This window comes from Antarctobacter albus (assembly GCF_900101505.1).
Taxonomy (GTDB): domain Bacteria; phylum Pseudomonadota; class Alphaproteobacteria; order Rhodobacterales; family Rhodobacteraceae; genus Antarctobacter; species Antarctobacter albus.
Window position 1 is genome coordinate 275,255 of record NZ_FMZI01000004.1, and the last position, 24,113, is coordinate 299,367.

Genomic DNA, 24,113 nt, shown 5'->3' on the forward strand with positions numbered 1-24,113 from the left:
ATGGTTTCACCCCTGCCCGTGCGGCGGCACCCTAGGCCCCGCCCGGGCGCCGTGCAAGCAACAGCGAATGCCCGTTGCAGGCCGGGTCCTCGGGCACGAAATCCTCGACCGGAGCGCCTGCCTCTGCCAGAACCTCCGCGTAGTCCTCCGGAGACAGCGAGGCATGGTAGACAGGTTCCCCCCCGACTTTGCCCCAGGCCTCTCCGGCCTCCGGCCCGACCGTCAGCAACAGCCGCCCGCCCGGCGCCAGGTGCGCCACGATACGCGGCAAGGCGGCGCGCTGCTCCGCCTCCGTCAGGTGAAAGAAACTGCCCCAGCCGATGATCGCGTCGAAGGTCCGGCCCAGGTCCAGCGTGCGCATGTCCGCCAGCAAGGCCCGCGCACCGGGGACGTTTTGCGAAAACAGCGCCAGCATGGCCGATGAGAAATCGACACCCGTCACGGCAAACCCCTGCCCCGCCAGGAAGACCCCGATCGGCCTGCCTGCCCCGCAGCCCAGGTCCAGAACGGCCCCACCCGCAGGCACGTCCGCCAGCGCGCGGTCCAGCCAGGCGCGTTCGAACAGAGTCTGTCCACGCTCGGCATCATAGCGCGCCGCCTGCCGTTCGTAGGTCCTCGCGCAGGCTCACCCGGTCTGGGCCACGATCTGCGTCCAGACCGCCGCCTCGTCGTACAAGGTCCACTCCCGGCGCAGCCCGCCGGGGCCGAATTCCGCGTGGCTCATGCCCATGACATAGATGTCCGCGCCTGTTGGTGCCCCGAAGGCCCCCCAGCCTTCGTGCCGGCCCTTGAGCGACCAGCGCAGCGCGGCGCGCGGCGGCATCAGCGGTTCTTCCATGCCGATCCGGTGATGGACTTCGAACCGGGCCGAGGGCAGCGCCGCCCGGAGCCCCAGCCAGAAGCGATCCGCCGCCTCCGGCCCATGCGCCTCGACCCCGCAGGGATAATGCAGGTGGCAGGCCCGGTCGTACTGGTCGGGGATGATCGAGAGGTCGCCCTCCATCACCCGGATCAACACGTTGGCAAAGCCCTCTCCCCACTGGTCGGCATTGCCCTGGCCGGTATAGGGGCCGGTGACGTCGACGCGGGGCGTGAAGGGCTGCGTATCGGGGTCCAGATGCGGCAGCCGTGCCCGCGCCCATTCCTCTGCCGTGCGGTCCAGCTGGCGCAGCAGCGCGCCGCTGTCGATCACCCGCCAGACATCGCTGATCTGGTCACGCTTGGCATAGCTGTCCACGATTTCGCGGTACTTCAGAGTGCGCCCCGTCGCGGGGCCAAGGGGGCCGTCCCCGCTATGGGTTGCGAGGGTCAGGATGCGTTGAGACCCCAGCATGCCCACCCGGTCATGCCCCGACCAGATCACGTCCTCGCCCAGCAGGCGCCGGTCCGGCAGGCTGACCAGCGTGGCCATCGCGTCCTCGGCCACGGCACGGGCGCCGAACTGCACGCCTTCGGCGCCGCGCAGGATCACGTCGGGATGATAATAGGCCTGCGCGCGGGCGGTCAGGCCCCGCCCCTCCCAGATCTCGCGGGTCGCGGTCAGCAGGAAATCCGCGAAATCGCGGTTTTGTGGATCAAGGCCATGCATCAGCTGCGGTCCCCAGGGCGGGACATCTGAACGGATCTCTGCGGCGCGGGCGCCATCGCATCTCTCTTTGGTTGTGTTTTCCGCACGCTAGCCCCGGTCCACGGTCCTGTCCAGCACGGCTCACCCCGGAAAGGCAATGCCGCGGAACGGCGGGAAATCCCGGTAGCGCGCTGTCCGAACATCAGGCGGTTCGACGGGTGATGCCCCGGGTTTCAGCAGGCAGCCCCTGGGCGCGATGTAACTGTCGATCCGGCGCAAGGGCCTTGGCCGCCAGGCGATGTTGAAGGCGCAAAGTTTGGGAAAGAACCAGATTTCCGAGTAGTCGAGGTGGTCGTGCAGCCACCAGGCCAGGTCGCGCCAGTCGCGGCCCTGCGCATGGCGGTCCGCAAACCACGGGATCACGATCGAGGCGCCGGCGACGGGCCGGTCGGGCAGATCCCAGATATGGCATTCCAGCGGATAGTCGTTGCGCGCGCAGTTCAGCCGGTGCGCGTTGCCAAAGGCATTCAACCGGGCCGAGCGATAGCCCGACCGGACAAAGACCCGGCCAAAGGTTTCCTCCAGCGGGTCCAGCAGGGTCGCGGCAAAGGTCCGCCCACGTTCCAGCGCCAGGTCGGGATTGTCCGGGATGTTGCTGATCTCGTGAAAGTTGCCGATTTCCGAACAAAGGAACTCGCGCATCCAGAAATGCCGTGACAGGCGTTCGCGCCCCAGGGTTTCCAGGGACCACATGGAGCGCGGGCGCCTCATCGCGCTGCCCGGTCAACCATCGCCGTAGCCTTCCCAGCGGAACTCCCCGTTCGGCCCCAGCCTGGAAAACGGGTTGTGCGCCACCTCCCAGACGTGGCCATCGGGGTCGGCGAAATAGCCGATGTGCCCCCCCCAAAAGACGTCATGCGCCTGTTTCAGGATCGTGGCGCCCGCTGCTTCGGCCGCCGCCTGCACCTTGGCCACCTCTGCCTTGTCACGGACATTGCAGGCCAGGGTCGCCGCCCCGGTGCCCAGGTCCTCCGGCGCGCGCCCCATGTCGCGGGCCAGGTCTTCCAGCGGATAAAGGCCCAGCGCCTGCCCGATCAGGTCAAAGACCACGATCCCCTCGGGCGTCTCGACCCGTTTCCAACCCAGCGCCTCGTAAAAGGCGCTGGCGCGCGCCATGTCCCGGCATCCCAGCGTGATAAGACTGACCCTCTGGTCCATCATTCTCTCCTTGTTCGGCGTCATGCTATAGCCTGCGCGCCCAGTCGAGCATGGCCCCGGCCACCGGCTCTGACATGCGCGGCGACAGGACATCCCCGGCCACGAGGTGACGCGACGGATCATCCTGCGGCCCAAGGTCCAGTTCGTGCAGATCGGCCCGCGCGCCCCAGCGCGCGGCGACTTGGCGAGTTACACCGTGATCGACGATCCGGTCGCCGGGGTCGAAGACAAAAAGGGCGGGCACGGACAGGTCCTGGTGCCGTCGCCGATGCACCTCGCGCACCGCGGCCCCCATCGGCAGAACGGCCAGACTGGGATAGCGCGAGGTCCAGTATTGCCCGTGCATCTCTCCGCGCGGCTCAAAGCCGATCTCGCGCCCGGCCAGCAAGGGCACCCACCAGCGCGCGCCCGGCCATGTGATCAGCGCGCTCTTGGGATCGGCCAGTTTGTAGTTGGGAGAGACGAGGATCACACCCGTGACCTTCGCGCCCATCGACTCGTGCAGGGCCAAGGTGGCAAGCGTGGCGCCGGTGGAACAGCCCATCAGCAACACGCGGCGCCCGATACGATGCCCGATGGCCAGCGCCTCGGCCATGTCCTCCATCCAGCCCTCGACCGTGGCCTCTGCCATCGCGGGGCCGTCGCGGCCGTGGCCCTTGAGCCGGGTGAAGACAAGGTTTGCCCCCAGCCCCTGCGCGACCATGTCCGGCACCGGCCGGATCTCCTGCGGGGCGGCGGAAAACCCGTGCACATAGACCAGTGCCCAATCCGTCTGCACCTCGGGCGCGCCAGCCCAGATCACCTGTTTCTGCGCGCCGGGGCGCAGGTTGGGCACCTTGGCCTCGCTCTCCGCCAGCCAGTCATCGATGCCGCCGTCCAGCTGCTTCGCGTCAAATCGGACGTCCGTCACCACGGGTTCGCGGGTGGCAAAGGCGCCATAGGCGCCACCCGCCGCGGCCAGCGCACCCAGCCCCCAGAGCAGCGCACTCACCCCAGGACCTCGCGGATGGCCCGTTCGATCTGGGTCAGGCAGGCCGGCGTAGAAAAGCGGTGATCGGCGCCCTTGACCAGCGTCAGACGCACGTCCGGCCCCTCGATATGGTCCAGCAGACGCAGCGCGGTTTCGCGGCTGACCGCCTCGTCCAGAGTGCCCTGCAACAGACGCACCGGCCAGTCCATCGGCAGCGGAGAGCGCAGGACCAGGTTTCGCCGCCCGTCCTCGATCAGCTTGCGGGTCACGACATAGGGGTCCTCGTAGGCGGAGGGCATCAGGATCTTGCCTTCTTGCATGACCTGGCGCCGCGCCTGTTCGGAAAACCCGGCCCAAAAGCCGTCCTCGGTGAAATCCGGAGCGGCGGCAATGCCGACGAACCCGGTGATCTGCGGCAGGCGCCTGGACAGGATCGACGCGATCCAGCCGCCCATCGAAGAGCCGACCAGCACCACCGGCCCCTCAACCGCATGGGTGATGACCGCCTCGGCATCCGCGGCCCAGTCGCCGATACACCCCTCTTCAAAGACCCCGCCGGATTGACCGTGCCCGGCATAATCCAAACGCAGGAAGGCCCGCCCCTCCGACTTGGCCCAGCCTTCGAGATGCACCGCCTTGGTGCCTTCCATGTCCGAGCGATAGCCGGACAGGAAGACCACGCAGGGTCCCCGGCCCGAGGTCTTTGCATAGACCAGCCTGTCGCCGCGCGGACCTTCGACATGGGATACGACCGTCATTCAGCCCCCTTTCTCTTCGCCCCGAACCATAGCGTCAGCGTTTCGGGATCGAAAACGGCTTTCCGGTTTCCTTTGGGGCAAGGCGGCCCCCCTGCCCTCAGGCGTCGACGCTTTGCGCCAGGACGCGGCTGATGACCGTCAGGTTTTCGCCGCTCTGGTCCTTCCAGGTGTTGAAGGCCGCCTGCACCGCCTGCATCGCCTTTTTCGACGTGGGCGCCTTGTCCACCACACCCTCTGCCACCAGCCGGGCGACGACCGACGGCGACAGGATAAAGCTTTCCTTGCCAAGGAACCGCAGCGTATAGGCGCCGGTGGCCCCGCCCAGCCGGGCGCCGTTCGTTTTCATCCAGTCCAGCAGCCCGGCGAAATCCTCGGCCGGCCAGTCGCCCACCTTGCGCCCGAACGACCCCGCCTCGGCGGACACCTCCTGAATGAATACGGCATTCTGCTGGATCGCCTGCACCTTGGGCGGGCTGCGCACGATACGCGGATCGGCCAGCAATTCATCGAACCAGTCCTCGGACATCATCGCGGCGCGGCCCACGTCGAAACCGTGGAACGCCTCCTCGATGCCAGGCCATTTGTTTTCCACGACCTGCCAGCTGATCCCGGCCTGAAAGATGCCACGCGCCATCTGGGCAAGCCAGCGGTCATCGGGAATGGCCGCCAGCGCATCCGCATCCAGAACCGGCGGGATGTCGGCCAGAACAGCCGCGCGCCCGCCCTTGCGATCCGCCGCGAAATCGAGAATCTCTTCGTATGTCCGCATGACGCCCCTCCCCCTGCTGGGGTCAGACTGCGCCGCGCGGCAAGGACAGGCAAGCGCCTATCGCTCGACCTCGTCGAGGCCCAGCGACAGCGCGGCCCCCAGCAGGCTGAGCAGCGCGAACCCCGCCAGCGCCACCTGCGGCCCGAGCGCCGCCAGCGCACCGCCCAGCACGCCCACCACCAGAAGCAACAGGCCGATGGAGGTGTTCGCCAGCGCGGCATAGGTCGAGCGCTGTTCCCCCGGCGCGAAATCGACCAGGTAGACGGACCGCCCCTGACGCACCCCGTGATAGGCCAGCATCAGGCCGAACAGCAGCGCAGGGATGACCCAGGGCGCGCCCGCCCAGCCGGCAAGGTCGGCCAGCACCGCCAGTGCCATGAACAACGCCGCCAGCACGCCCGAGGCCGCCAGCACCAGCCGCGACGACCGATCCGCCAAACGCCCCCAGACATAGGACGACAGGAAAGAGGCCGCAGACGAGGCCAGAACCAGCGCCCCCAACGCCTGCAGGGCGCTTTGCCCTCCGCCCAGCAGGACGAAATAGGGCGGCGCCAGCGCGGTCACGGTCAGCGCGCCACGGGCGGCCACGAAGCGGCGCAGCCGCGCGTCCTCACGCAGCGGCGACAGGTTCAGCCCCGCGCCCTTTTCCGGCTCCGAGGCGTTTTCCTCCAGTGTCGAGAACAGGAGCGCGCCCAGCAGCCAGAGCGCCGAGGCCATGCCGATCGCCGCCATCACCGGCCAAAGCGCCTGCCCCGGCCCCACCATCAGGATCAGCGCGAACCCAAGCACCGCCAGCGCCGAGACCGACCCTGCAATCCCCGTCACCGCACCACGCCGGGTCTTGCCCACCGTCTTGCCCAGGATGTCCTTGAAGCTGACGGAACACAGCGATCGGCTGACCGCCAGACCGCCCAATGCCAGCGCCATCGCAACACCCGCCACCCAGCCGGACAGCAACACCGCCGCCAACACGATCAGCGCGGCACAGATCCCTTGTCCTGCCGACCCGGCAACCCAGGCCCATTTCCGGTGCCGCATCGCCTGCACCCGCCCCGCCAGCACGATCTGCGGCAAGAGCGCACCCGCCTCGCGGATCGGTACGAACAATCCGACGATACCGGCAGGCACACCAAGGGCGCCACCCAGCCAGCTGAGCACCAGCTTGGGGTCGATCAACCCGTCGGCGATCTTGGTCATGATCAGGCTGGTGGCGTGCCGCAGCCCGTTACGGGCCTCGCGCGCCTTGACCTCTTCGGCCCCCGTCAATCCTTCGTAGACTTCTGTGGTGCTATTGCTCATCCCGCCCTCTTCCCGCTTGACTTCACTGACCCCGGGGGCCATTGCCCTTGGCATAACGCATACCCGCAACCGGGCGTTCCGTGGGCGCCAAACCGACGAGGAGACTAGGCCGATGAGCCAGATTTCCCTGACATTTCCCGACGGCTCGAAACGTGACTTCGACAAGGGCGTGACCCCTGCCGAGGTGGCGGCGAGCATTTCCAAATCGCTTGGCAAGAAAGCGATCTCCGCCACCCTGGGCGAGGCCCACTGGGACCTGCAATGGCCCATCGAGGAAGATGCGCGCATCGCGATCAACACGATGGCCGATGACGCGCCCGCGCTGGAACTGATCCGGCACGACCTCGCGCATATCATGGCCCGCGCCGTGCAGGAGATCTGGCCCGACGTGAAGGTCACCATCGGCCCGGTGATCGAGAACGGCTGGTACTATGACTTCGACCGGGCAGAGCCCTTCACGCCCGAGGATCTGGGCGCGATCGAAAAGAAGATGAAAGAGATCATCAACCGCCGCGATCCGGTGACCACCGAGGTCTGGGACCGCGAGCGGGCGGTGAAATACTACGAGGCCAACAACGAGCCCTACAAGGTCGAGCTGATCGAGGCCATTCCCGGCAACGATCCGATCCGCATGTACTGGCACGGCCACTGGCAGGATCTCTGCCGTGGCCCGCACCTGCAGCACACCGGCCAGGTCCCCGGCGACAGCTTCAAGCTGATGAGCGTGGCGGGCGCCTACTGGCGTGGCGACAGCGACCGGCAGATGCTGCAACGCATCTACGGCGTCGCCTTCAAGAACCGCGACGACCTGAAAAAGCACCTGCACATGCTGGAAGAGGCCGCCAAGCGCGACCACCGCAAGCTGGGCCGCGAGATGGACCTGTTCCACATGCAGGAAGAGGCGCCGGGCCAGATCTTCTGGCATCCGAACGGCTGGAAGATCTACACCACGCTGCAGGATTACATGCGCCGTCAGCAGACGCGCGGCGGCTATGTCGAGGTGAACACGCCGCAGGTCGTCGACCGCAAGCTTTGGGAACGCTCGGGCCACTGGGAAAAGTACCAGGAAAACATGTTCATCGTCGAAGTGGACGAGGAACATGCCCGTGAAAAGGCGATCAACGCGCTCAAGCCGATGAATTGCCCCTGCCACGTCGAGATCTTCAAGCAGGGCCTGAAGTCGTACCGCGACCTGCCCCTGCGCATGGCCGAATTCGGCTCTTGTGCGCGCTACGAACCCTCGGGCGCGCTGCACGGGATCATGCGGGTGCGCGGCTTTACCCAGGACGACGCGCATATCTTTGCCACCGAGGACCAGATCGCGGCAGAAACCGAGCGTTTCATCGGGTTCCTGGCCGGGATCTATCGCGACCTCGGCTTCCCCTCGTACAAGATCAAGTTCTCGGACCGGCCCGATACCCGCGCCGGATCGGACGAGATCTGGGACAAGGCCGAAGAGGCGCTCTTGACCGCAACACGCAAGGTGACGAACGACATCGAGCTGAACCCGGGCGAAGGCGCCTTTTACGGGCCCAAGCTGGAATTCGTTCTGACCGACGCGATCGGACGTGACTGGCAGTGCGGCACCTTCCAGGTGGATTTCGTCCTGCCCGAACGTTTGGACGCGCATTACATCGGCGCCGATGGCAACAAGCACCGCCCCGTGATGCTGCACCGCGCGACGCTGGGGTCCTTCGAGCGTTTCATCGGCATCCTGATCGAGGAACATGCCGGCAAGCTGCCCTTCTGGCTGGCCCCGCGCCAGGTGGTCGTGGCCTCGATCACCTCGGAGGCGGATGACTACGTGGCCTATGTGGTCGAGACGCTGACCAGGGCCGGTGTCCGGGCAGAAGCCGACATTCGCAACGAAAAGATCAACTACAAGGTCCGCGAGCATTCGGTCGGCAAGGTCCCGGTCATCCTGGCCGTCGGCCACCGCGAGGTCGAGGAGCGCACCGTCACCGTGCGTCGCCTGGGTGAAAAGCAGACCCAGGTCGCCACGCTGGACGAGATCACCGCCGAGCTTGGCCGTGACGCGACCCCGCCCGATCTGCGCGCCTGACAGCCGCTCCGGTTGCAAGGATGACGTTGCAAGGATGACAAGGGCCGTCCCCTCGGGGGCGGCCTTTTTTGAAATTCAAGCGACGGAAACCCCGACTTGACGCGTTACAGCCCTGACGAAACCCGTGAAGAGACCTGCCCGCCTGCCCGGGCGGGCCATGCGTCCTGTAACATTCTGCCATGCAGCATGGGCATACGGGCAGCTATCGTTACAAATCCCCCCTTCCAGCGGCAGGAATCCCCCCTCTGACCTCTCGGGCACGACACGGGGGCTGACGGGCGCGTGATGCACAGGCCCGTGTATCGCGGCAATCCTTCCAGCGCGGCACCCTGCAGTCACCGACGGGCAAATCGGCCCGCGGCCAAGTTTCGCAACGTGCAAACACCGGAGGAACCCACATGTCCTACACTCTGAAATCCGCCGCCCTCGTCGGCGCCGTCGCCGCCGCCATCGCCGCAACCGGCGCCCATGCCGACGAAATGGCACAGGAAAAGTGCTACGGCGTCAGCCTCGCCGGCGAAAACGACTGTGCCGCAGGCCCCGGCACCACCTGCGCCGGCACATCGACCGTCGACTACCAGGGCAACGCCTGGACGCTGGTCGACGCGGGCACCTGCACCGAGATCGAGCTGCCGGAAATGGCGGACGGCACCGCGCGCATGGGCTCGCTGGATGCGCTGGAACGCGACCTGCCGATGGACTCGTAAGGTCCATGTCACGGGGCGCCGCCGCGCGCGCGCCCCGTGGCCTCTTGCCCTTTCACGCCCCGATCCGAGTCAGAGCGATGTTCGACACGACCAGCCCCCTCCCCCCCTTGCCCGGCGTCGGCTACAAGCCGCAGCACTATTCGGCCATCCACAACGATCCCGCCCCCGTGGGCTGGTTCGAGGTCCACGCCGAGAACTACATGGGCGATGGCGGCAGGCCGCTGGCACAGTTGCGCGCGCTGTCCGACCGCTTTCCGATTTCCGTACATGGTGTCGGCCTGTCCATCGGCGGGCCGGACAGGCTGGACGCGGAGCACCTTGCCCGGCTGAAACATCTCGTCGGCTGGCTGAACCCGGCGAGCTTTTCGGAACATCTCGCCTGGTCGACCCATGACAGCGCCTTTCTGAACGACCTGCTGCCACTGCCCTATACCCCTGCCACGCTGGCCCGCGTCTGCGACCACGTCGACGAAGTTCAGGAGGCGCTGGGGCGGCGAATGCTGCTGGAAAACCCCTCGAGCTACCTGGCCTTTGCCGAAAGCACGCTGGACGAGACGGACTTTCTGAACGAGGTCGTCCGACGTACCGGCTGCGGGCTCTTGCTGGACGTGAACAACGTTTTCGTCTCGGCCACCAACCTGGGCTACAGCCCGCAGGACTACATCGCGCGCTTTCCGATGGCGGCGGTGGGCGAAATCCACCTGGCGGGCCATGACGAGGATCACGACGATTTCGGCGCGCCACTGCTGATCGACAGCCACGGACGCGAGGTGGCGGACCCGGTCTGGGCCTTGCTGGACATGGTGCTGGATCGCGCCGGGCCACTCCCGCTGCTGATCGAATGGGACAACGACGTGCCGGACTGGCCCGTATTGGCGGCAGAGGCCGCGCGGGCAGCCGGGGCGCTGGCGCGCTTGACGGCGTGAAGATCGGGGCTCCGCCCCCGCGTTATTTGGACAAAGAAACACGAAGGAGCGCGCAATGGCCAGCCATGCCGAGACAGGTTTTCGCACTGCGCTGCTGCGCGGGGACGCGCCTGTTCCCAAGGGCCTGACCGATGGTGCGGGGCGTCCCGCCGGGCGGCGGTTCAACGTCTATCGCAACAACGTGGCCGTGGCCCTGCGCGAGGCGCTGGAAGTCGGCTTCCCGGCGGTGGCGAAACTGATCGGACCCGAGAATTTCGCCCGCGCGGCAGGGATGTTCCTGCGCGCCCATCCGCCCGCCAGCCCCTTGATGATGCACTACGGCGCGGGTTTTCCCGAGTTCCTGGAACGGCTCGAGGCGCTGCGCGGGATCGGCTACCTGGGTGATGTGGCACGGATGGAACTGGCCCTGCGCCAGAGCTATCATGCCGCGGACGCGCCGGCGCTGGATGCCACGCGTCTGGCGGGGATGGATGAGGCTGCGCTCATGAGGGCGCGCCTGGTGCCGGCGCCGGCCCTGCGGCTTCTGCGATCAGACTGGCCGGTGCTGTCGATTTACCGGTTCACGATGGAACCGGGCCAGCCCAAGCCCCCGGCCCGGGCCGAGGCGGTTGTCATCACCCGCCCGGATTTCGACCCCTTGCCACATCTTCTGCCGCCGGGCGGGGCCGGTTTCCTTGCCGCGCTGATCAAGGGCGGGACATTCGGCGCGGCGGTCGAAACCGCAGGCCCCGACTTCGACCTTTCCGCCACGCTCTCGCTGCTGTTGCAGCAGGGCGCCTTTTCCGACCTGCTCACCGATTGAGGATTCGATGGACCGTCTCATCTCCCTTCACAATGCGATCTTTGCCCCTGTCGAACGCCTGGGCAATCAGGTGATCCCGCTGCTGGCGCGGCTGATCTTTGCGGCGACACTCTTGCGGTATTACTGGAATTCCGCCGGAACGAAGGTCTGGGATCGCAAGGGCGAAGAGGGGATCCTGGATTTCTTCACGCTGGAATCCGGCACCTATGCGCAGATGTTTCCCAAGGCCTTCGAGGCGGCGGGCTACAATACTGCCAACATGGGGTTTCACCATGATCTGATTGCCATTGCCGGAACCTACGCGGAATGGCTTTTGCCCCTGTTGATCGTCCTCGGCCTGTTCACGCGGCTGGCGGCGCTGGGGATGATCGGCTTTGTCACCGTGCAGACCTGGGTCGACGTGACCGGGCATGGCGGCACGCTGGGCGCGCTCTTCGACACACGCTATGGCCTGATCGACGAGCGCGCGCTCTGGATCGTCTTGCTGATGGTCATGGTGATCCGCGGCGCAGGCGTTCTGTCGCTGGACCGGCTGTTCGGACTGGCGCCTGTCGCGCGCCAGGTCCCGGCCTGAGCGATCAGAAATGCGCCTTGGGCTCGTCGGGTTTGCCCGCCGCGAGCGCCAGCACCCCGCCCAGCCCCGCGAAGGCGATGGGGAACATGGTAAAGACGTTGAAGCCGAAGGCATGGAACATCGCCGCCGCCGAAAGCAGCAGCAGAATTCCGCCCCACAGTGCGCGCGCCTTGGCCATCGCGCCACCGGCAATGGCCAGCAGGGGTGCCAGGATCGACACGATGCGCACCGTCTGGGGATCGTCGAACATGCCGAACATCTCCTCGACCTCGCCCACGTTCTTGACCAGTTCCGTGTAGCCGAAGCCGAAGAAGCCCACGATCATGCCGATCACACCGGCGATGATGCCCAGTGTCAGTGCCGCGTTGCGCATTTTCCTGCCTCCTTCAAACCACGCCGAGGGCCGACTGGGCCGCCTTGTCCCACCCCAGCACCATGCGCTGATCCTCGACGAAGAGCGGACGTTTCATCACCGTCGGATGGGCCGCGATCAGCGCGGCGGGCTCCATCGCGCGCGTATCCTCGTCGAAATCCCGCCAGGTGGTCGAGCGCGTGTTGACCAGCTTGTCCCCGAACTGCGCCAGGGCGCGATCCAGGATCTCGGCCGGAACGCCCTCTTCGCGGACGTCGACAAATGTTGCCGCCGGCAACGCCTTGCGTGCCTTTCGGCAGGTATCGCAGGTCTTCAACCCGTAGATGATCATGCACAATCCCTTGGCAGTCCGCGGTTCAGGATCGTCAGATAGGCAAGTTTTCGTCGAAATGCGAGAGTGGGACTCTTGTAATTCCCCTATCTGCGCTAATCTCACCTGCGTGATATTCGTACACCGGATGCTTGACGCCCCGGCGTCCTGCGGCCCTGAAAGGCGAATGTGACCTTCTCCGATCTGCACGGGGATGAACGCTAGGACTTGAATAGGAGCACGGGGATTATGCCGAACGGCACCGTGAAGTGGTTCAACACCACGAAAGGCTATGGATTCATCGCGCCGGACGAAGGGGGAAAGGATGTTTTTGTCCATATCTCCGCTGTCGAACGCTCGGGCTTGACCGGGCTCGCCGACAATCAGAAGGTCAGCTATGAGCTGCGAGAGGGACGCGACGGCCGCACGATGGCCTCGGACCTCAAGATCCTCTGACCTGGACGCCGGTCACGAGCCCCGGCTTTCCGAATTAAAAACAGGCCGGGCGGTCACGCCCGGAGCCTTATGTTTTGACTGTCTGCACATCCGAACAGGATGCGGCTGCCATTAGATTTGTCCCAAAATTCAAGATACTTGGCGCTTCGCCCCCACCGAAGGTCATAGTACCCTCACGGGGCCGGCGTGGGGTCCGGCCCGGGCGATCCGCCTGCCTTTTCGTGCACCCCTTCTGGAACCCGTGATGCCGATCAGATGGATCACCGCTGCCACCGTTCTGGCGACCGTCGCCTTGCTGGTCGTCGGGGTGAACCAGCTGCCGCCTCTGACCGAAGGCGGGCTGCCGCGCAGCGGCCCGCCGCCCTTTGGCGCCGCCTCGGCCCCTGCCGACCCGGTCGCCTGGTGCCGGGCCAATCTGGCCGGCGTGGACTGCGGCTGTTTCGCCCAGAAGGCGGACGAGGTCATGAACGCCCGCCATGAACCGCTACAGAGCGTCGCCTATGTGAACCGATGGGATCTGGCCCTTGCCCAGGCGGACAAGGGCTGTTGAGCACTTACGCGGCCTGCAACCTGCGCGCCTCTTCCCCTGCCAACCGGATCAGCAGCTTCATGAAGGGTTTGTCCAGGTCCTCGGTCCGCACGGCCGCATATAGGCGCCGCGTCAGCCCCTCTTTCGTCAGCGGCCGCGTGACATAATCCGAGCTGTATTTCACCTCGCGGACGACCCAATCCGGCAGGACCGACACGCCGCGGTTGGACGCCACCAGCAACAGGATCACCGCCGTCAGTTCCACCTGCCGGATCGCCGCCGGTTCCACCTTGGCCGGGGTCAGGAGCTGGCTGAAGATATCCAGGCGTGAGCGGTCCACCGGGTAGGTGATCAGCGTCTGGCCCCGGAAATCCTCGGCCTCGATGAAATCCTTTTCCGCCAGCGGATGCTGAGAGGAGGCGACGAAAACCGGGCTGTAGTCGAAGAGCGGCACGAAGGTGACGCCAGCCAGGTCTTCGGGATCCGAGGAAATGACCACGTCCACCTCTTCCTTCATCAGCGCGGGCAGCGCGTCAAAGGCCAGACCGGGGCGAATGTCCACGTCCACGTCGCCGAATTTCTTTCGGAACCCTTCCAGCACCGGGAACAACCATTCGAAACAGGCGTGGCATTCAATGGCGATGTGCAGCCGTCCGGATTTACCCTCGCGCAGCCCCGCGAACTCGGCCTGCACCGCCTCAACCTGCGGCAGGATCTGTTCCGCCAGCCGCAACAGGCGAAACCCCGCCGCCGAGAGTTTCATCGGCTTGGACCGGCGCACGAACAACTCGACCCCAGCCTGGTCCTCCAGCCCCTTGATCTGGTGGCTGAGCGCCGATTGGGTGATGTTCAGCATCTCCGCCGCCCGCGCCACGCCGCCCGCGTCATGGATCGCCTTGATGGTCCGAAGATGCCGGAATTCGATATGCATGGGGGCTTTCCCTCATCCGCCTCATGTTGATCTTGAAATTTATGAGTTTGTCTCACAATGCTGCACGTGCGACAAGGGCTCCAACGTCATAGAGGACACCCCGGATCATGCAGCGCCCCGAAATCTCCTTCGAATTCTTCCCGCCGAAAAACATCGAGGCCACCTTTCGCCTCTGGGACGCGGTGCAGGTTCTGTCGCCGCTGGCGCCGCGCTTCGTCTCGGTGACCTACGGCGCGGGCGGCACCACCCGGGACCTGACCCGCGACGTGGTGGCCACGCTGCACAAGCATTCCGGCCTGCGCACGGCAGCGCATCTGACCTGTGTCAACGCCACCCGCGCCGAGACCCTGGCCATCGCCGAAGGCTTTGCCGAGGCGGGCGTCACCGACATCGTCGCCCTGCGTGGCGACCCGCCCAAGGGCGCGGCAGGCTTTACCCAGCACCCCGAGGGCTTTGCCAACTCGATCGAACTGATCGAGGCACTGGCCGAGACCGGCAAGTTCACCCAGCGCGTCGGCGCCTACCCCGACTGCCACCCCGAGGCGGCGGACATGGACGCCAACATCGCCTGGCTCAAGCGCAAGCTGGACGCCGGAGCGGACGAGGCGCTGACCCAGTTCTTCTTCGAGGCGGACACCTTCTTCCGCTTCCGCGATGCCTGTCAGAAGGCCGGGATCGACGGCGACAAGCTGGTGCCGGGCATCCTGCCGATCGAGAACTGGAACGGCGCGCGCCGCTTTGCCGAAAGCTGTGGCACCTACATCCCGCAATGGGTGTCTGACGCCTTCGAAAAGGCGCAGCGCGACGGGCGCGAAGACCTGCTGGCGACGGCGATCTGCACCGAACTGTGCAGCGACCTGCTCGAAGGCGGCGTGGACAAGCTGCACTTCTACACGCTCAACCGCCCCGAGCTGACCCGCGACGTCTGTTTCGCTCTGGGTGTCACGCCCGAGGTGGCACTGGAACAGGTGGCCTGACCACCCTTCCCCGTTGACTCAATCGCCCCGCCCGGCCCCGCCGCGGCGGGGTTTCTCGTGCTTGGCATTAGCCTTGGTGAGACCCAAAGCGGAAGGCCTCGACCAAAGCGCCCAAAGGGACGGTGGGCGGGGCGTCTTTCGCGCCGCGAGGCGCGGAACAGCGTCCGCCCCCGTCCCACCACCCAACGCCTCTCAGCGCATCATCGGCGGTCGCGCCTCCACCCAGGCGCCCTCGGCCTTGCCGCTCTCCGCCACCGCGAAAACCGCCGCCATGGACCGCAACCCGTCCTCCGCCCGCGGATAGAGATCCGCCGCCGGGTCGATCGCGCGCCCCTCGGCCCGCGCCCGGATCGCCTCGGCCAGGTCGGCGTAGATATTGCCGAAGGCCAGCGGCATCCCCTCGGCGTGGCCCACCGTCACCCGGCTGGCCCGCGTGGCCTCGGGCGACAGGCCCGGCCCGCCGCGTTCGATCACCTCCAGCCGCCCGCCCAGCGGCATCCAGTACAGCTGGTTCGGCTGCTCCTGTGCCCAGCGCAACCCACCCTTTTCGCCAAAGACCTGCAAGGTCAGCCCATGCTGCCGCCCCAGCGCAATCGACGAGGTCCAGAGCCTCCCCACCGCGCCGCCGTCAAAGCGCAGGTTCACCTGGGCGTCATCCTCCAGCACCCGGCTTTCGATACAGCTCACCGTGTCCGCCGACAGCCGTTCGACCTCCTGCCCGATCACGAAAGAGGCCATGTGCAGCGCGTGGATGCCGCAATCGGCAAACTGCGCCGAAACCCCGGCCTGCGCCGGGTCATAGCGCCAGCGCACGCGCGGGTTGTCTGCATCCCCCGCATCCGCGTGATGGCCGTGGGCAAATTCCGCCACCACCATGCGCACCCGGCCCAGATCCCCCGCCGCCACCATCGCCCGCATCTGCCGGACCAGCGCATAGCCCGAGTAGCCATAGTTCACCGCGCAGATCCGCCCGGTCTCGCGCGCCAGGCCCACAAGTTCCTCGCCCTCAGCGACCGTCATTGTCATGGGCTTTTCGACCAGAACGTGAAACCCACCCTCCAGGAAGGCCCTGGTGATCTCGAAATGCGTGGCATTGGGCGTGGCCACGGTCACCAGGTCCACCCGGTCCGCGCGGCCCCGCTCGCTCTCCAGCATCTCGCGCCAGTCGCCATAGGCCCGGTCCGCGGCCAGCCCCAGCCGCCGGCCATAGGCGCGGCCCTCCTCGGCACGGTGATCCAGCGCCCCGGCGACGAAATCAAACGCCCCGTCCAGCCCGGCGGCCAGCCGGTGGGCCGGGCCGATCTGGCTGCCCTCGCCGCCGCCGATCAAGCCCCAGTTCAGTTTTCCCATTCCCACGTCTCCCGGTCTCAGAAATCCGCCACCCGCGCCCAGGTCCCCGACACCGCCGCCGCGCGCGCCGCGGCCATCACCCGGTGCACCTCGACCCCGTCAGCGAACGTCGGCCAGACCGGCGTTCCGCCGTCGATGGCCTGCAGAAAATCCTTCGCCTCGATGATGATCTGATCCTGGTAGCCGGTGCCATGCCCCGGCCCCGGACAGAATCCCCGGTAGTCGGGATGCGCCGGACCGGTCAGGATCTTGGTAAACCCCGCCCGTTCCGCCGGGGCCGTCCCGTCACAAAGCAAGAGCGCGTTCTGATCCTCCTGGTCAAATCGGATCGCGCCTTTTTCCCCGGTCACCTCGTAGGCATAGCCCATTTTCCGGCCCGTCGCGACGCGGCTGGCGAAAAGCTGTCCGCTGGCCCCGTTCTCAAAGCGCAGCGTCATCAGCACCTGGTCGTCATTAGTCACGGTCACGCCGTTGCGTTCGGGAAAGACCGTCTCGATCACAGCCGAAACCTCGGATATCTTTCCGCCCAGCGCCAGGGCGGCATTGATCGGATGCGGTGCCAGGTCGCCAAGACAGCCGTTGGCCGCGCCCTGCGATCGCCAGGGCGGCAGGATCGAGGTCAGGTGGAAATCCTCGGTATGTTCGATTCGCAGGTGATGCACCCGCCCAAGATCACCCCCGGCAATCAACTGGCGGGCAAAGCCTGTGGCGGGGGTCCGGCTATAGTTGTAGGCCACCATATGCGCGACCCCGGCGCGCTCTGCCGCCGCCAGCATGGCCCGTGCCTCCTCCAGCGACAGCCCAAGCGGCTTCTCGCAGAGCACCGGCTTTCTCTGGGCAAAGGCGGCCTCGGCGATCTCGCGGTGCGTCGACTGCGGAGAGGCGATCACCACCGCCTCCACCTCTGGGTCCTCGACAAGCGCCCGCCAGTCGCGGGCAGCGCGATCGAAACCATAGGCCTCGGCATAGCGGGCCCCGCTGTCGGGCGTGGACCCGGCGATTGCCACCAGTCGCGGTTTCAACCCTGTCTCGAACACCGTACCAACGGCGGCGAAGGCGGCGGAATGCGCCTTGCCCATGTATCCGCCGCCGACGATTCCGATCCCGATGCTGGCCATGTCCCCTCCCCCGATGTCAGCGCGCGACAACCCTGCGGCGCCGACCATCAGGGCGACAAGCGCTATCTTGGCGCGCGCTTGGTCAGACCCAGTTTTTCTCTCACCGCTGAGGGACCGATGACCTTGGCGCCGAGAGTCTCGATGATCCCCACGGCACGCTCGACCAGCTGGGCATTGGTCGCCAATACGCCCTTGTCCAGGAACAGGTTGTCCTCCAGCCCGACGCGCACGTTGCCGCCCGCCAGCACCGAGGCGGCGACATAGGGCATCTGGTTGCGCCCCAGCGCAAAGGCACTGAAACACCAGTCATCGGGGACGTTGTTGACCATTGCCATGAAGGTATTGAGATCGTCCGGCGCGCCCCAGGGCACGCCCATGCAAAGCTGCACCAGCGCAGGCCCCTCCAGCACGCCTTCCTTCACCAGTTGCTTGGCGAACCACAGGTGGCCGGTGTCAAAGGCCTCGATCTCCGGCTTGACCCCCAGCGCGGTCATCCGCGCGCCCATGTCGCGCAACATGCCGGGCGTGTTGGTCATGACGTAATCGGCCTCTGCGAAATTCATCGTGCCGCAATCCAGCGTGCAGATCTCCGGCAGGCACTCGGCGATATGCGCCACGCGTTCGGCGGCGCCGATCATGTCGGTCCCGGCCGCGTTCACCGGCAAGGGCGCCTCGGTCGAGCCAAAGGTGATGTCGCCCCCCATGCCCGCCGTCAGGTTCAGCACCACGTCCACATCCGCATCGCGAATGCGTTCGGTCACCTCTCGGTAATAGGCCAGTTCCCGCGAGGGCGCCCCGGTCTCCGGGTCGCGCACATGGCAATGCGCCACCGCCGCGCCTGCCTTCGCGGCCTCGATGGCGCTTTCGGCGATCTCCCTGGGGGAGCGTGGCACATGCGGGTTGCGGTCCTGCGTCCCACCCGATCCTGTCACCGCGCAGGTGATAAAGACCTCTCGGTTCATCTCAAGCGGCATCGCCTTCTCCTTCCTGTCTTTCCGTCCTCAACTGGATCAGCGCATCCGCCGCCACTGCCCGGTCGGGCGTGACGATCAGCGGGTTGATCTCCAGTTCCTCGATCCTGTCGGCATGGGCCGCGACGAAAGCCTGCACCGCCAGAACGGCGGCCACAACCGCCGTTTCATCCGCCGCCGGCGCACCGCGATAGCCTGCCAAGAGCGGCGCGATCCGCAGGCCCGCCAGCGCGTCGCGCAGGTCCGCTTCACAGACCGGCAACAACCGCACCTGCGTGTCGCCCAGGATCTCGGTCCAGATACCACCGGCCCCCAGGGTCAGGACAAACCCGTGCGCCGGATCGCGGACCACACCGACCAGCAGTTCCGCCACCGCGCCACCGACCATTTCCTCGACGAGGTAACCCTGCGCGCCCATCTCTTCCGCCGCCGCCCGCACCGCCTCCGCCGAAGCCAGGTTCAGCTTCACCGCTCCCGCCTCGCTCTTGTGAGCAAAGCCCTCGCCCTTCAGAACCACCGGGAAACCGATCCGCGCCGCCGCCTCCGCCGCCTCACCCGACGTTTCAGCGCGCGCGTGCGACGGCACCACAAGGCCCGCGCCCTCCAGAATCCGCTTCGCCTCGGCCTCCTGCAGAACGCCCCCGGCTTCTTCTTGGCAAAAATGCCCCGGGGGAGTCGCGGAACGCGACGGGGGCAGCGCCCCCTCCCCCCGCGCCAACAACACCGGCGCCGGGTCCACCGCGCGCCCAAGGAACGCCGCCGCCGCCATCGCCTCCAGCGCCGCCGGCAGGTCACAAAGTGGCACGATGCCCAGCCCCGCCAACCGTTCCGCCACATCCTCCGGCAGCGTCTCGACCAGGCTCGACAGCACCGCCAGCGGAACGTCGCCCCGCGCCCGGGCCAGGGCCTCGATCACCGGCTTCCAATCCGCCGTCGAACAGCGGTCACCGCGCGGGAAATCCAGCACGACCACTCCGGCGCCCAGGTCTTCTCCCCGCAGCAGGCCGGCGAAACAGGCCGTCATCGCAGGCACGTCGCCCCAGATATAGGTGTGGTAATCCAGCGGGTTGGCCAACGCCACCTTGGGGCCAAGTGCTGCGCGCAGTGCCTCCCGCTGGGCGGCGCCCAGGGGCGGAAACGCGATGTCATAACCCAGCCCGGTATCCGCCATCAGGCTCGCCTCGCCGCCCGAGCACGAGGCCGAGACCAGCCGGTTGGACCGCAAAGGCCCGGCCACATGCAGGATCTTCAAACATTCCAGCAAGGTCGACAAGGAAGAGACCTGCGCGACCCCGATCCGCCGCAGGAAGGCCCGCGCACCCGCATCGCTGCCGGTCAAGGACGCGGTATGCGACACCGCCGCCAACCCCGCCTGTTCGGAGGCCCCCAGTTTCAGCGCCACGATCCGCTTGCCCAGCGCCCGCGCCCGCGCCGCCAGCGCCTCGAATCCCCGGACATCCGCGATCCCCTCGATGTAAAGCCCCAGCGCCGTGATCCGTGGATCCTCCAGCAGCGCCATGCCAAGGGCACTCAGATCCACCTGCGCCTGGTTGCCCACCGTGCCCAGAAAGCCAATCGGCAGGCCGCGCCGCTGCATCGTCAGGTTCAGCGCCACGTTGGAGCTTTGCGACAGGATCGCCACGCCACGGTCCACCGGCACCAGCCCGTGCTGATCGGGCCAGAGTGCGACCCGGTCGAGCGCGTTCAGCATCCCGTAACAGTTCGGCCCCAGCACCGGCATCTCCCCCGCCGCGTCCAGAAGCGCCGCCTGCATGTCCCGGCCATCCGCCAGTTCCGCCTGCGCCTCGGCAAAGCCCGAGGCAAAGCAGATCGCGCCGCCCGCACCCCGTTCAGACAGCACCCGCACCGCCGCAACCGTGGCCGACCGGTTGATGCCGATATAGACCGCGTCCGGCGGCCCTGGCAGGTCTTCGATCCGCGCCACGGCCGGCAGCTCGCCAACCTCGGCGCGCGTCGGATGCACCGGCCAGATCGGCCCGCTGAACCCCATTCGGCGGCATTCGCGGATGACATTCGCGCACCAGCCCCCGCCGCCGATCACCGCGATGCTTTGCGGGCGCAACAGCCGCGACAATCGTCCGACCCCTGTAGGGTGGGTCATCGACCCACCACCCCCCGCCGCCATCACGCCCCCAGGGGGCGGAAGATCTCCCGCCCGATGATGTGGCGCTGGATCTCGCTGGTCCCGTCCCAGATCCGCTCCACCCGCGCATCGCGCCAGAAGCGTTCGATGGGGAAATCATCCATCAGCCCCATGCCGCCGAAGATCTGCAAGGTCGTGTCCGCCACCCGTGCCAGCATCTCGGTCGCGTAGACCTTGGCCGAGGCGATCTCGCGGTTCGCCGGCAGACCTTCGTCCAGCCGCCAAGCCGCGGCCAGGGTCAGCCAATCGGCAGCGTCGATCTCGGTCACCATGTCCGCCACCTGGAAGGACACTCCCTGGAACTTGGCAATCGCTTGCCCGAACTGCTTGCGCTGTGCCGCGTAATCCACCGCCATTTCGAAACAGCGCCGCGCCCGGCCCACACTAAAGGCCGCCACGGTCAGCCGCGTGGCATAGAGCCAGGTGTTCATCACCTCGAACCCGCCATCGACCTCGCCCAGCACCTGGGCATCCGGCAGCCGGCAATCGGAAAACTCCAGGATGCAGTTCTTGTAACCCCGGTGGCTGACAGACCGATAACCATCGCGCACCTCGAACCCCGGATGGCCGCGATCCACCAGGAAACAGGTGATCCGCTTTTTCGGCCCCTTCGGCGTCTCGTCCACCCCCGTGGCGATGAAGACGATGAAGAAATCCGCGTGATCGGCGCCCGAGATGAAATGCTTGGTCCCGTTCACCACCCAGTCGCCGCCCTGCCGCTGGGCGGTGCACTTCATGCCGCGCACATCGCTGCCCGCCTCCGGTTCCGTCATGGCCAGCGCATCCATCCGCTCGCCCCGCACGGCAGGCAACAGGTATCGCTCGCGCTGCGCGCCCTCGCAGGCCATCAGGATGTTCTGCGGCCGGCCAAAGAAATGCGTCAGCGCCATGCTGCCGCGCCCGAGTTCGCGCTCGACCAGCGTGAAATCGAGGTGGCCCAGCCCCGCGCCGCCCACCTCCTCGGGGAAGTTGCAGGCGTAAAAACCGAGATCGATCACCTTGCGCCTGATCTCTTCGCCCAGGCCCGGCGGCACCTCCCCGCTCCGTTCGACCTCGGCCTCGAAAGGATAGATTTCCTTTTCGACGAAGCTGCGCACCGTCGAGACGATCATCTCCTGCTCGTCGCTCAATCCGAACTGCATCGCGCCCTCCCTGCTTTGGCCCCATCCAAGTCGAGTTTGGCGCGACCCTCAAACCGAAAACGCCCGATCCTCTCCTGAATGCGACAAAGCAGGCGAAGAGCTCTTGCCTTGACGTAGCGTCTTCTGGAAAATGGTATACCAAATCGGACGAGGGAGGAGACCATGTCCACCGAAACGCAACACGCGGGCGCCAATGTCAGCCTCGCGCGCAGGGCCTGGTCCATCCGGCGGCTGGCGCTGCGCATGGCCGAGGTGCAGGGACAGGGTTATATCGGGCAGGCGCTCGGCGTGGCCGACGTGCTGGCCGTCAGCTATTTCCACGCATTGAATTACAAGCCCGAAGACCCGGAATGGGAAGGGCGCGACCGGTTCTACCTGTCGATCGGCCACTACGCGATCGCGCTCTACTCCGCGATGATCGAGGCCGGCATCCTGCCCGAGGACGAGCTGGAAACCTACGGCATGGACGACAGCCGGATGCCCATGTCGGGCATGGCCGCCTACACGCCGGGCATGGAGATCACCGGCGGCTCGCTGGGCCACGGCCTTGGCATCGCCGTGGGTGCGGCGCTGGGGCTGAAGCGCAAGAAGAACCCCGCCTTCGTCTACAACTTGATGTCGGACGGCGAACTGGGCGAAGGCTCGACCTGGGAGGCGGTCATGTCCGCCAGCGCCCACCAACTGGACAACCTGATCTGCGTGGTGGATTTCAACGACCAGCAGGCCGACGGGCCGACCACGCAGGCGCTCGCCCGGGGCGACGAGGCACCGAAATGGGCCGCCTTCGGCTGGCACGCGCAAGAGGTGGACGGCAATGACCTGGACGCGCTGGTCACGGCCTTCGACACCGCGCGCACCCTGTCTGATCCGCGCCCCCGCGTCATCATCTGCAAGACCCAGATGTGCAAGGGCGTCCCCTTTCTCGAAGAGCGCGAGATCACCCATTTCGTCCGCGTGGACCCCTCCGAATGGGCGCGCGCTATCGCCATCCTCGACGACGCCATCCCGGCCTGAGCCGGACCGACAAGGAGCCAGAGACATGCAAGACGCCCCCATCGGCCCGACCTCGCGCCGCAAGTCGAAATACACCCCCCGCGCCGTCCCCGTCTCCGAGGATGGAGAGCGCCTGACCACCTCCGCCATGATCGCCTCGCTGGACGCCGAGGGCCGCGACACCGTCGCCGCTCCCTTCGGAAACGCGCTATGCGATCTGGCGGCGCAGCGGGACGACATCGTCGGCCTGACGGCGGACCTGTCGAAATACACCGACCTGCACGTTTTCGCCAATGCCTACCCCGACCGGTTCTATCAGATGGGCATGGCCGAACAGGTGATGATCTCGGCCGCTGCCGGGCTGGCGCGCGAGGGCTTTACCCCCTTCGCCACGACCTACGCCGTCTTCGCCTCGCGCCGCGCCTACGACTTCATCATCATGGCCATTGCCGAGGAAAACCTGCCGGTGAAAATCGTCTGCGCCCTGCCCGGCCTGACCACCGGCTACGGTCCCAGCCACCAGGCGACCGAGGATCTGGCGATCTTCCGCGGCATGCCCAACCTGACCATCGTCGATCCCTGCGATGCGACAGAGATCACCCAGGCCACCCACGCCATCGCGGATTTTCCCGGCCCGGTCTACATGCGCCTCCTGAGGGGCAAGGTGCCGGACGTGCTAGGCCAATACGGCTACAGGTTCCAGCTGGGCAAGGCGCAGGTGATCCACGGCGGCAGTGACGTGCTCTTCATCTCCACCGGCTTCATGACCATGCGCGCGCTGGACGCCGCCAAGGCGCTGAAGGCCGAGGGCACCGATTGCGCCGTCCTGCATGTGCCGACGCTGAAGCCGCTCGACACGGGAACCATCCGCAAGGAAGCCGCCAAGACCGGGCGCCTGGTCGTGACGCTGGAAAACCACACCATCGTCGGCGGCTTGGGCGAGGCGGTCGCGGCGGACCTGATGCGCGCGGGCATCCACCCCGCCTTCGACAGCATCGCGCTGCCGGACGAGTTCCTCGACGCCGGCGCATTACCCACGCTGCACGACCAGTATGGCCTCAGCGTGCGCGCCATCACGGCCCGCGTGAAGACAAGGCTCTGACGCCGCATCTTCTTTGGTTTTTCAAATACCCTCGGGGGTGAATGG

General features: G+C 66.7%; 26 protein-coding genes. 10 read left to right on the plus strand and 16 right to left on the minus strand.

What is annotated here, in order from left to right; all coding sequences use genetic code 11:
* Window positions 1-31: 31 nt before the first annotated feature.
* The 8 genes from BLQ71_RS09085 to BLQ71_RS09120 all read right to left on the minus strand — a co-directional run bounded on the left by BLQ71_RS09085 (window position 32) and on the right by BLQ71_RS09120 (window position 6,581).
* Window positions 32-565 (minus strand): class I SAM-dependent methyltransferase, encoded by a 534-nt coding sequence (locus BLQ71_RS09085; RefSeq protein WP_074621466.1) that lies wholly within the window; start codon window positions 563-565, stop codon window positions 32-34.
* A gap of 60 nt (window positions 566-625) precedes the next feature.
* Complete coding sequence (locus tag BLQ71_RS09090) at window positions 626-1,588, minus strand: ester cyclase (RefSeq protein WP_043144129.1); 963 nt, start codon at window positions 1,586-1,588, stop codon at window positions 626-628.
* A 120-nt stretch (window positions 1,589-1,708) separates the two neighbouring features.
* The gene (locus tag BLQ71_RS09095; RefSeq protein ID WP_074621467.1) at window positions 1,709-2,320 is read right to left on the minus strand and encodes a hypothetical protein; all 612 of its coding nucleotides are present in this window, start codon (window positions 2,318-2,320) and stop codon (window positions 1,709-1,711) included.
* A gap of 30 nt (window positions 2,321-2,350) precedes the next feature.
* Window positions 2,351-2,785, minus strand: a complete 435-nt coding sequence (locus BLQ71_RS09100) for a VOC family protein (RefSeq protein WP_074621468.1) — start codon at window positions 2,783-2,785, stop codon at window positions 2,351-2,353.
* Window positions 2,786-2,810: 25 nt separating this feature from the next.
* Entirely contained in the window at window positions 2,811-3,776 is a 966-nt protein-coding gene (locus tag BLQ71_RS09105; protein WP_157923310.1) for an alpha/beta hydrolase, read from the minus strand.
* The gene (locus BLQ71_RS09110) at window positions 3,773-4,513 is read right to left on the minus strand and encodes an alpha/beta hydrolase (protein WP_043144122.1); all 741 of its coding nucleotides are present in this window, start codon (window positions 4,511-4,513) and stop codon (window positions 3,773-3,775) included. The genes BLQ71_RS09105 and BLQ71_RS09110 overlap by 4 nt, the downstream gene beginning before the upstream one ends.
* 97 nt (window positions 4,514-4,610) lie before the next feature.
* Window positions 4,611-5,282, minus strand: coding sequence for a DNA-3-methyladenine glycosylase I (locus BLQ71_RS09115; protein ID WP_074621469.1), 672 nt, complete (start codon window positions 5,280-5,282; stop codon window positions 4,611-4,613).
* A 57-nt stretch (window positions 5,283-5,339) separates the two neighbouring features.
* The gene (locus BLQ71_RS09120) at window positions 5,340-6,581 is read right to left on the minus strand and encodes an MFS transporter (protein ID WP_074621470.1); all 1,242 of its coding nucleotides are present in this window, start codon (window positions 6,579-6,581) and stop codon (window positions 5,340-5,342) included.
* Window positions 6,582-6,693: 112 nt separating this feature from the next.
* On the opposite strand from BLQ71_RS09120, the gene thrS reads away from it, so the two are divergent.
* From thrS to BLQ71_RS09145, 5 genes are all read left to right on the plus strand, one after another.
* Entirely contained in the window at window positions 6,694-8,643 is a 1,950-nt protein-coding gene (gene thrS, locus BLQ71_RS09125; protein ID WP_074621471.1) for a threonine--tRNA ligase, read from the plus strand.
* A 398-nt stretch (window positions 8,644-9,041) separates the two neighbouring features.
* On the plus strand, window positions 9,042-9,350 hold the full coding sequence (locus BLQ71_RS09130; protein WP_043144113.1) for a BufA1 family periplasmic bufferin-type metallophore: 309 nt from the start codon (window positions 9,042-9,044) through the stop codon (window positions 9,348-9,350).
* A gap of 77 nt (window positions 9,351-9,427) precedes the next feature.
* On the plus strand, window positions 9,428-10,276 hold the full coding sequence (gene bufB / locus BLQ71_RS09135; RefSeq protein ID WP_074621472.1) for an MNIO family bufferin maturase: 849 nt from the start codon (window positions 9,428-9,430) through the stop codon (window positions 10,274-10,276).
* Between the two features lie 55 nt (window positions 10,277-10,331).
* On the plus strand, window positions 10,332-11,078 hold the full coding sequence (locus BLQ71_RS09140) for an HvfC/BufC N-terminal domain-containing protein (RefSeq protein ID WP_074621473.1): 747 nt from the start codon (window positions 10,332-10,334) through the stop codon (window positions 11,076-11,078).
* 7 nt (window positions 11,079-11,085) lie between these two features.
* Window positions 11,086-11,652 carry a DoxX family membrane protein gene (locus BLQ71_RS09145; RefSeq protein WP_074621474.1) on the plus strand — a complete coding sequence of 189 codons (567 nt, stop codon included), beginning with the start codon at window positions 11,086-11,088 and terminating at the stop codon, window positions 11,650-11,652.
* 4 nt (window positions 11,653-11,656) lie between these two features.
* Here the strand turns inward: BLQ71_RS09145 and BLQ71_RS09150 are convergent, their stop codons facing one another.
* Both BLQ71_RS09150 and BLQ71_RS09155 read right to left on the minus strand, forming a co-directional pair.
* Entirely contained in the window at window positions 11,657-12,025 is a 369-nt protein-coding gene (locus tag BLQ71_RS09150; protein WP_069209984.1) for a hypothetical protein, read from the minus strand.
* A 13-nt stretch (window positions 12,026-12,038) separates the two neighbouring features.
* Window positions 12,039-12,356: an arsenate reductase family protein gene (locus tag BLQ71_RS09155; RefSeq protein WP_043144103.1), complete on the minus strand. Its 318-nt coding sequence runs from the start codon at window positions 12,354-12,356 to the stop codon at window positions 12,039-12,041.
* Between the two features lie 228 nt (window positions 12,357-12,584).
* Here BLQ71_RS09155 and BLQ71_RS09160 point away from each other — a divergent pair, with 228 nt between their 5' ends.
* Both BLQ71_RS09160 and BLQ71_RS09165 read left to right on the plus strand, forming a co-directional pair.
* Window positions 12,585-12,791, plus strand: coding sequence for a cold-shock protein (locus tag BLQ71_RS09160; protein ID WP_043144101.1), 207 nt, complete (start codon window positions 12,585-12,587; stop codon window positions 12,789-12,791).
* Between the two features lie 244 nt (window positions 12,792-13,035).
* Window positions 13,036-13,341, plus strand: a complete 306-nt coding sequence (locus BLQ71_RS09165) for a hypothetical protein (protein ID WP_074621475.1) — start codon at window positions 13,036-13,038, stop codon at window positions 13,339-13,341.
* 4 nt (window positions 13,342-13,345) lie between these two features.
* On the opposite strand, the gene BLQ71_RS09170 is transcribed toward BLQ71_RS09165, so the two are convergent.
* Entirely contained in the window at window positions 13,346-14,251 is a 906-nt protein-coding gene (locus BLQ71_RS09170) for a LysR family transcriptional regulator (protein WP_074621476.1), read from the minus strand.
* Window positions 14,252-14,358: 107 nt separating this feature from the next.
* Here BLQ71_RS09170 and metF point away from each other — a divergent pair, with 107 nt between their 5' ends.
* Complete coding sequence (metF, locus tag BLQ71_RS09175; protein WP_043144092.1) at window positions 14,359-15,228, plus strand: methylenetetrahydrofolate reductase [NAD(P)H]; 870 nt, start codon at window positions 14,359-14,361, stop codon at window positions 15,226-15,228.
* A gap of 192 nt (window positions 15,229-15,420) precedes the next feature.
* Here metF and BLQ71_RS09180 read toward each other — a convergent pair whose 3' ends face one another.
* The 5 genes from BLQ71_RS09180 to BLQ71_RS09200 all read right to left on the minus strand — a co-directional run bounded on the left by BLQ71_RS09180 (window position 15,421) and on the right by BLQ71_RS09200 (window position 21,973).
* Window positions 15,421-16,578: a Gfo/Idh/MocA family protein gene (locus tag BLQ71_RS09180; RefSeq protein WP_074621477.1), complete on the minus strand. Its 1,158-nt coding sequence runs from the start codon at window positions 16,576-16,578 to the stop codon at window positions 15,421-15,423.
* 17 nt (window positions 16,579-16,595) lie between these two features.
* A complete protein-coding gene (locus BLQ71_RS09185; protein ID WP_074621548.1) occupies window positions 16,596-17,696 on the minus strand; it encodes a Gfo/Idh/MocA family protein in 1,101 nt (366 codons plus the stop codon).
* A gap of 62 nt (window positions 17,697-17,758) precedes the next feature.
* Window positions 17,759-18,670, minus strand: a complete 912-nt coding sequence (bcoG, locus tag BLQ71_RS09190; RefSeq protein WP_074621478.1) for a 3-dehydrocarnitine:acetyl-CoA trimethylamine transferase BcoG — start codon at window positions 18,668-18,670, stop codon at window positions 17,759-17,761.
* Window positions 18,660-20,789: an acetate--CoA ligase family protein gene (locus BLQ71_RS09195; RefSeq protein ID WP_074621549.1), complete on the minus strand. Its 2,130-nt coding sequence runs from the start codon at window positions 20,787-20,789 to the stop codon at window positions 18,660-18,662. Before BLQ71_RS09195 ends, bcoG begins: the two co-directional genes overlap by 11 nt.
* 23 nt (window positions 20,790-20,812) lie before the next feature.
* Window positions 20,813-21,973, minus strand: coding sequence for an acyl-CoA dehydrogenase family protein (locus tag BLQ71_RS09200; protein WP_074621479.1), 1,161 nt, complete (start codon window positions 21,971-21,973; stop codon window positions 20,813-20,815).
* A 162-nt stretch (window positions 21,974-22,135) separates the two neighbouring features.
* Between BLQ71_RS09200 and BLQ71_RS09205 the strand changes: the two genes are divergently transcribed.
* On the plus strand, window positions 22,136-22,987 hold the full coding sequence (locus tag BLQ71_RS09205) for a transketolase (protein ID WP_074621480.1): 852 nt from the start codon (window positions 22,136-22,138) through the stop codon (window positions 22,985-22,987).
* 25 nt (window positions 22,988-23,012) lie between these two features.
* The gene (locus BLQ71_RS09210) at window positions 23,013-24,068 is read left to right on the plus strand and encodes a transketolase family protein (protein WP_083342203.1); all 1,056 of its coding nucleotides are present in this window, start codon (window positions 23,013-23,015) and stop codon (window positions 24,066-24,068) included.
* Window positions 24,069-24,113 lie beyond the last annotated feature (45 nt).

Coding starts and splice junctions, on each gene's coding strand:
- BLQ71_RS09210 (WP_083342203.1), top strand. CDS start 23,013: ATGCAAGACGCCCCCATCGGCCCGACCTCGCGCCGCAAGTCGAAATAC.
- BLQ71_RS09195 (WP_074621549.1), bottom strand. CDS start 20,789: ATGACCCACCCTACAGGGGTCGGACGATTGTCGCGGCTGTTGCGCCCG.
- metF (WP_043144092.1), top strand. CDS start 14,359: ATGCAGCGCCCCGAAATCTCCTTCGAATTCTTCCCGCCGAAAAACATC.
- BLQ71_RS09200 (WP_074621479.1), bottom strand. CDS start 21,973: ATGCAGTTCGGATTGAGCGACGAGCAGGAGATGATCGTCTCGACGGTG.
- BLQ71_RS09180 (WP_074621477.1), bottom strand. CDS start 16,578: ATGGGAAAACTGAACTGGGGCTTGATCGGCGGCGGCGAGGGCAGCCAG.
- BLQ71_RS09100 (WP_074621468.1), bottom strand. CDS start 2,785: ATGGACCAGAGGGTCAGTCTTATCACGCTGGGATGCCGGGACATGGCG.
- BLQ71_RS09155 (WP_043144103.1), bottom strand. CDS start 12,356: ATGATCATCTACGGGTTGAAGACCTGCGATACCTGCCGAAAGGCACGC.
- BLQ71_RS09145 (WP_074621474.1), top strand. CDS start 11,086: ATGGACCGTCTCATCTCCCTTCACAATGCGATCTTTGCCCCTGTCGAA.
- BLQ71_RS09140 (WP_074621473.1), top strand. CDS start 10,332: ATGGCCAGCCATGCCGAGACAGGTTTTCGCACTGCGCTGCTGCGCGGG.
- BLQ71_RS09160 (WP_043144101.1), top strand. CDS start 12,585: ATGCCGAACGGCACCGTGAAGTGGTTCAACACCACGAAAGGCTATGGA.
- BLQ71_RS09120 (WP_074621470.1), bottom strand. CDS start 6,581: ATGAGCAATAGCACCACAGAAGTCTACGAAGGATTGACGGGGGCCGAA.
- BLQ71_RS09090 (WP_043144129.1), bottom strand. CDS start 1,588: ATGCATGGCCTTGATCCACAAAACCGCGATTTCGCGGATTTCCTGCTG.
- BLQ71_RS09130 (WP_043144113.1), top strand. CDS start 9,042: ATGTCCTACACTCTGAAATCCGCCGCCCTCGTCGGCGCCGTCGCCGCC.
- BLQ71_RS09170 (WP_074621476.1), bottom strand. CDS start 14,251: ATGCATATCGAATTCCGGCATCTTCGGACCATCAAGGCGATCCATGAC.
- BLQ71_RS09205 (WP_074621480.1), top strand. CDS start 22,136: ATGTCCACCGAAACGCAACACGCGGGCGCCAATGTCAGCCTCGCGCGC.
- BLQ71_RS09095 (WP_074621467.1), bottom strand. CDS start 2,320: ATGTGGTCCCTGGAAACCCTGGGGCGCGAACGCCTGTCACGGCATTTC.
- bufB (WP_074621472.1), top strand. CDS start 9,428: ATGTTCGACACGACCAGCCCCCTCCCCCCCTTGCCCGGCGTCGGCTAC.
- BLQ71_RS09115 (WP_074621469.1), bottom strand. CDS start 5,282: ATGCGGACATACGAAGAGATTCTCGATTTCGCGGCGGATCGCAAGGGC.
- BLQ71_RS09185 (WP_074621548.1), bottom strand. CDS start 17,696: ATGGCCAGCATCGGGATCGGAATCGTCGGCGGCGGATACATGGGCAAG.
- BLQ71_RS09165 (WP_074621475.1), top strand. CDS start 13,036: ATGCCGATCAGATGGATCACCGCTGCCACCGTTCTGGCGACCGTCGCC.
- thrS (WP_074621471.1), top strand. CDS start 6,694: ATGAGCCAGATTTCCCTGACATTTCCCGACGGCTCGAAACGTGACTTC.
- BLQ71_RS09110 (WP_043144122.1), bottom strand. CDS start 4,513: ATGACGGTCGTATCCCATGTCGAAGGTCCGCGCGGCGACAGGCTGGTC.
- BLQ71_RS09150 (WP_069209984.1), bottom strand. CDS start 12,025: ATGCGCAACGCGGCACTGACACTGGGCATCATCGCCGGTGTGATCGGC.
- bcoG (WP_074621478.1), bottom strand. CDS start 18,670: ATGCCGCTTGAGATGAACCGAGAGGTCTTTATCACCTGCGCGGTGACA.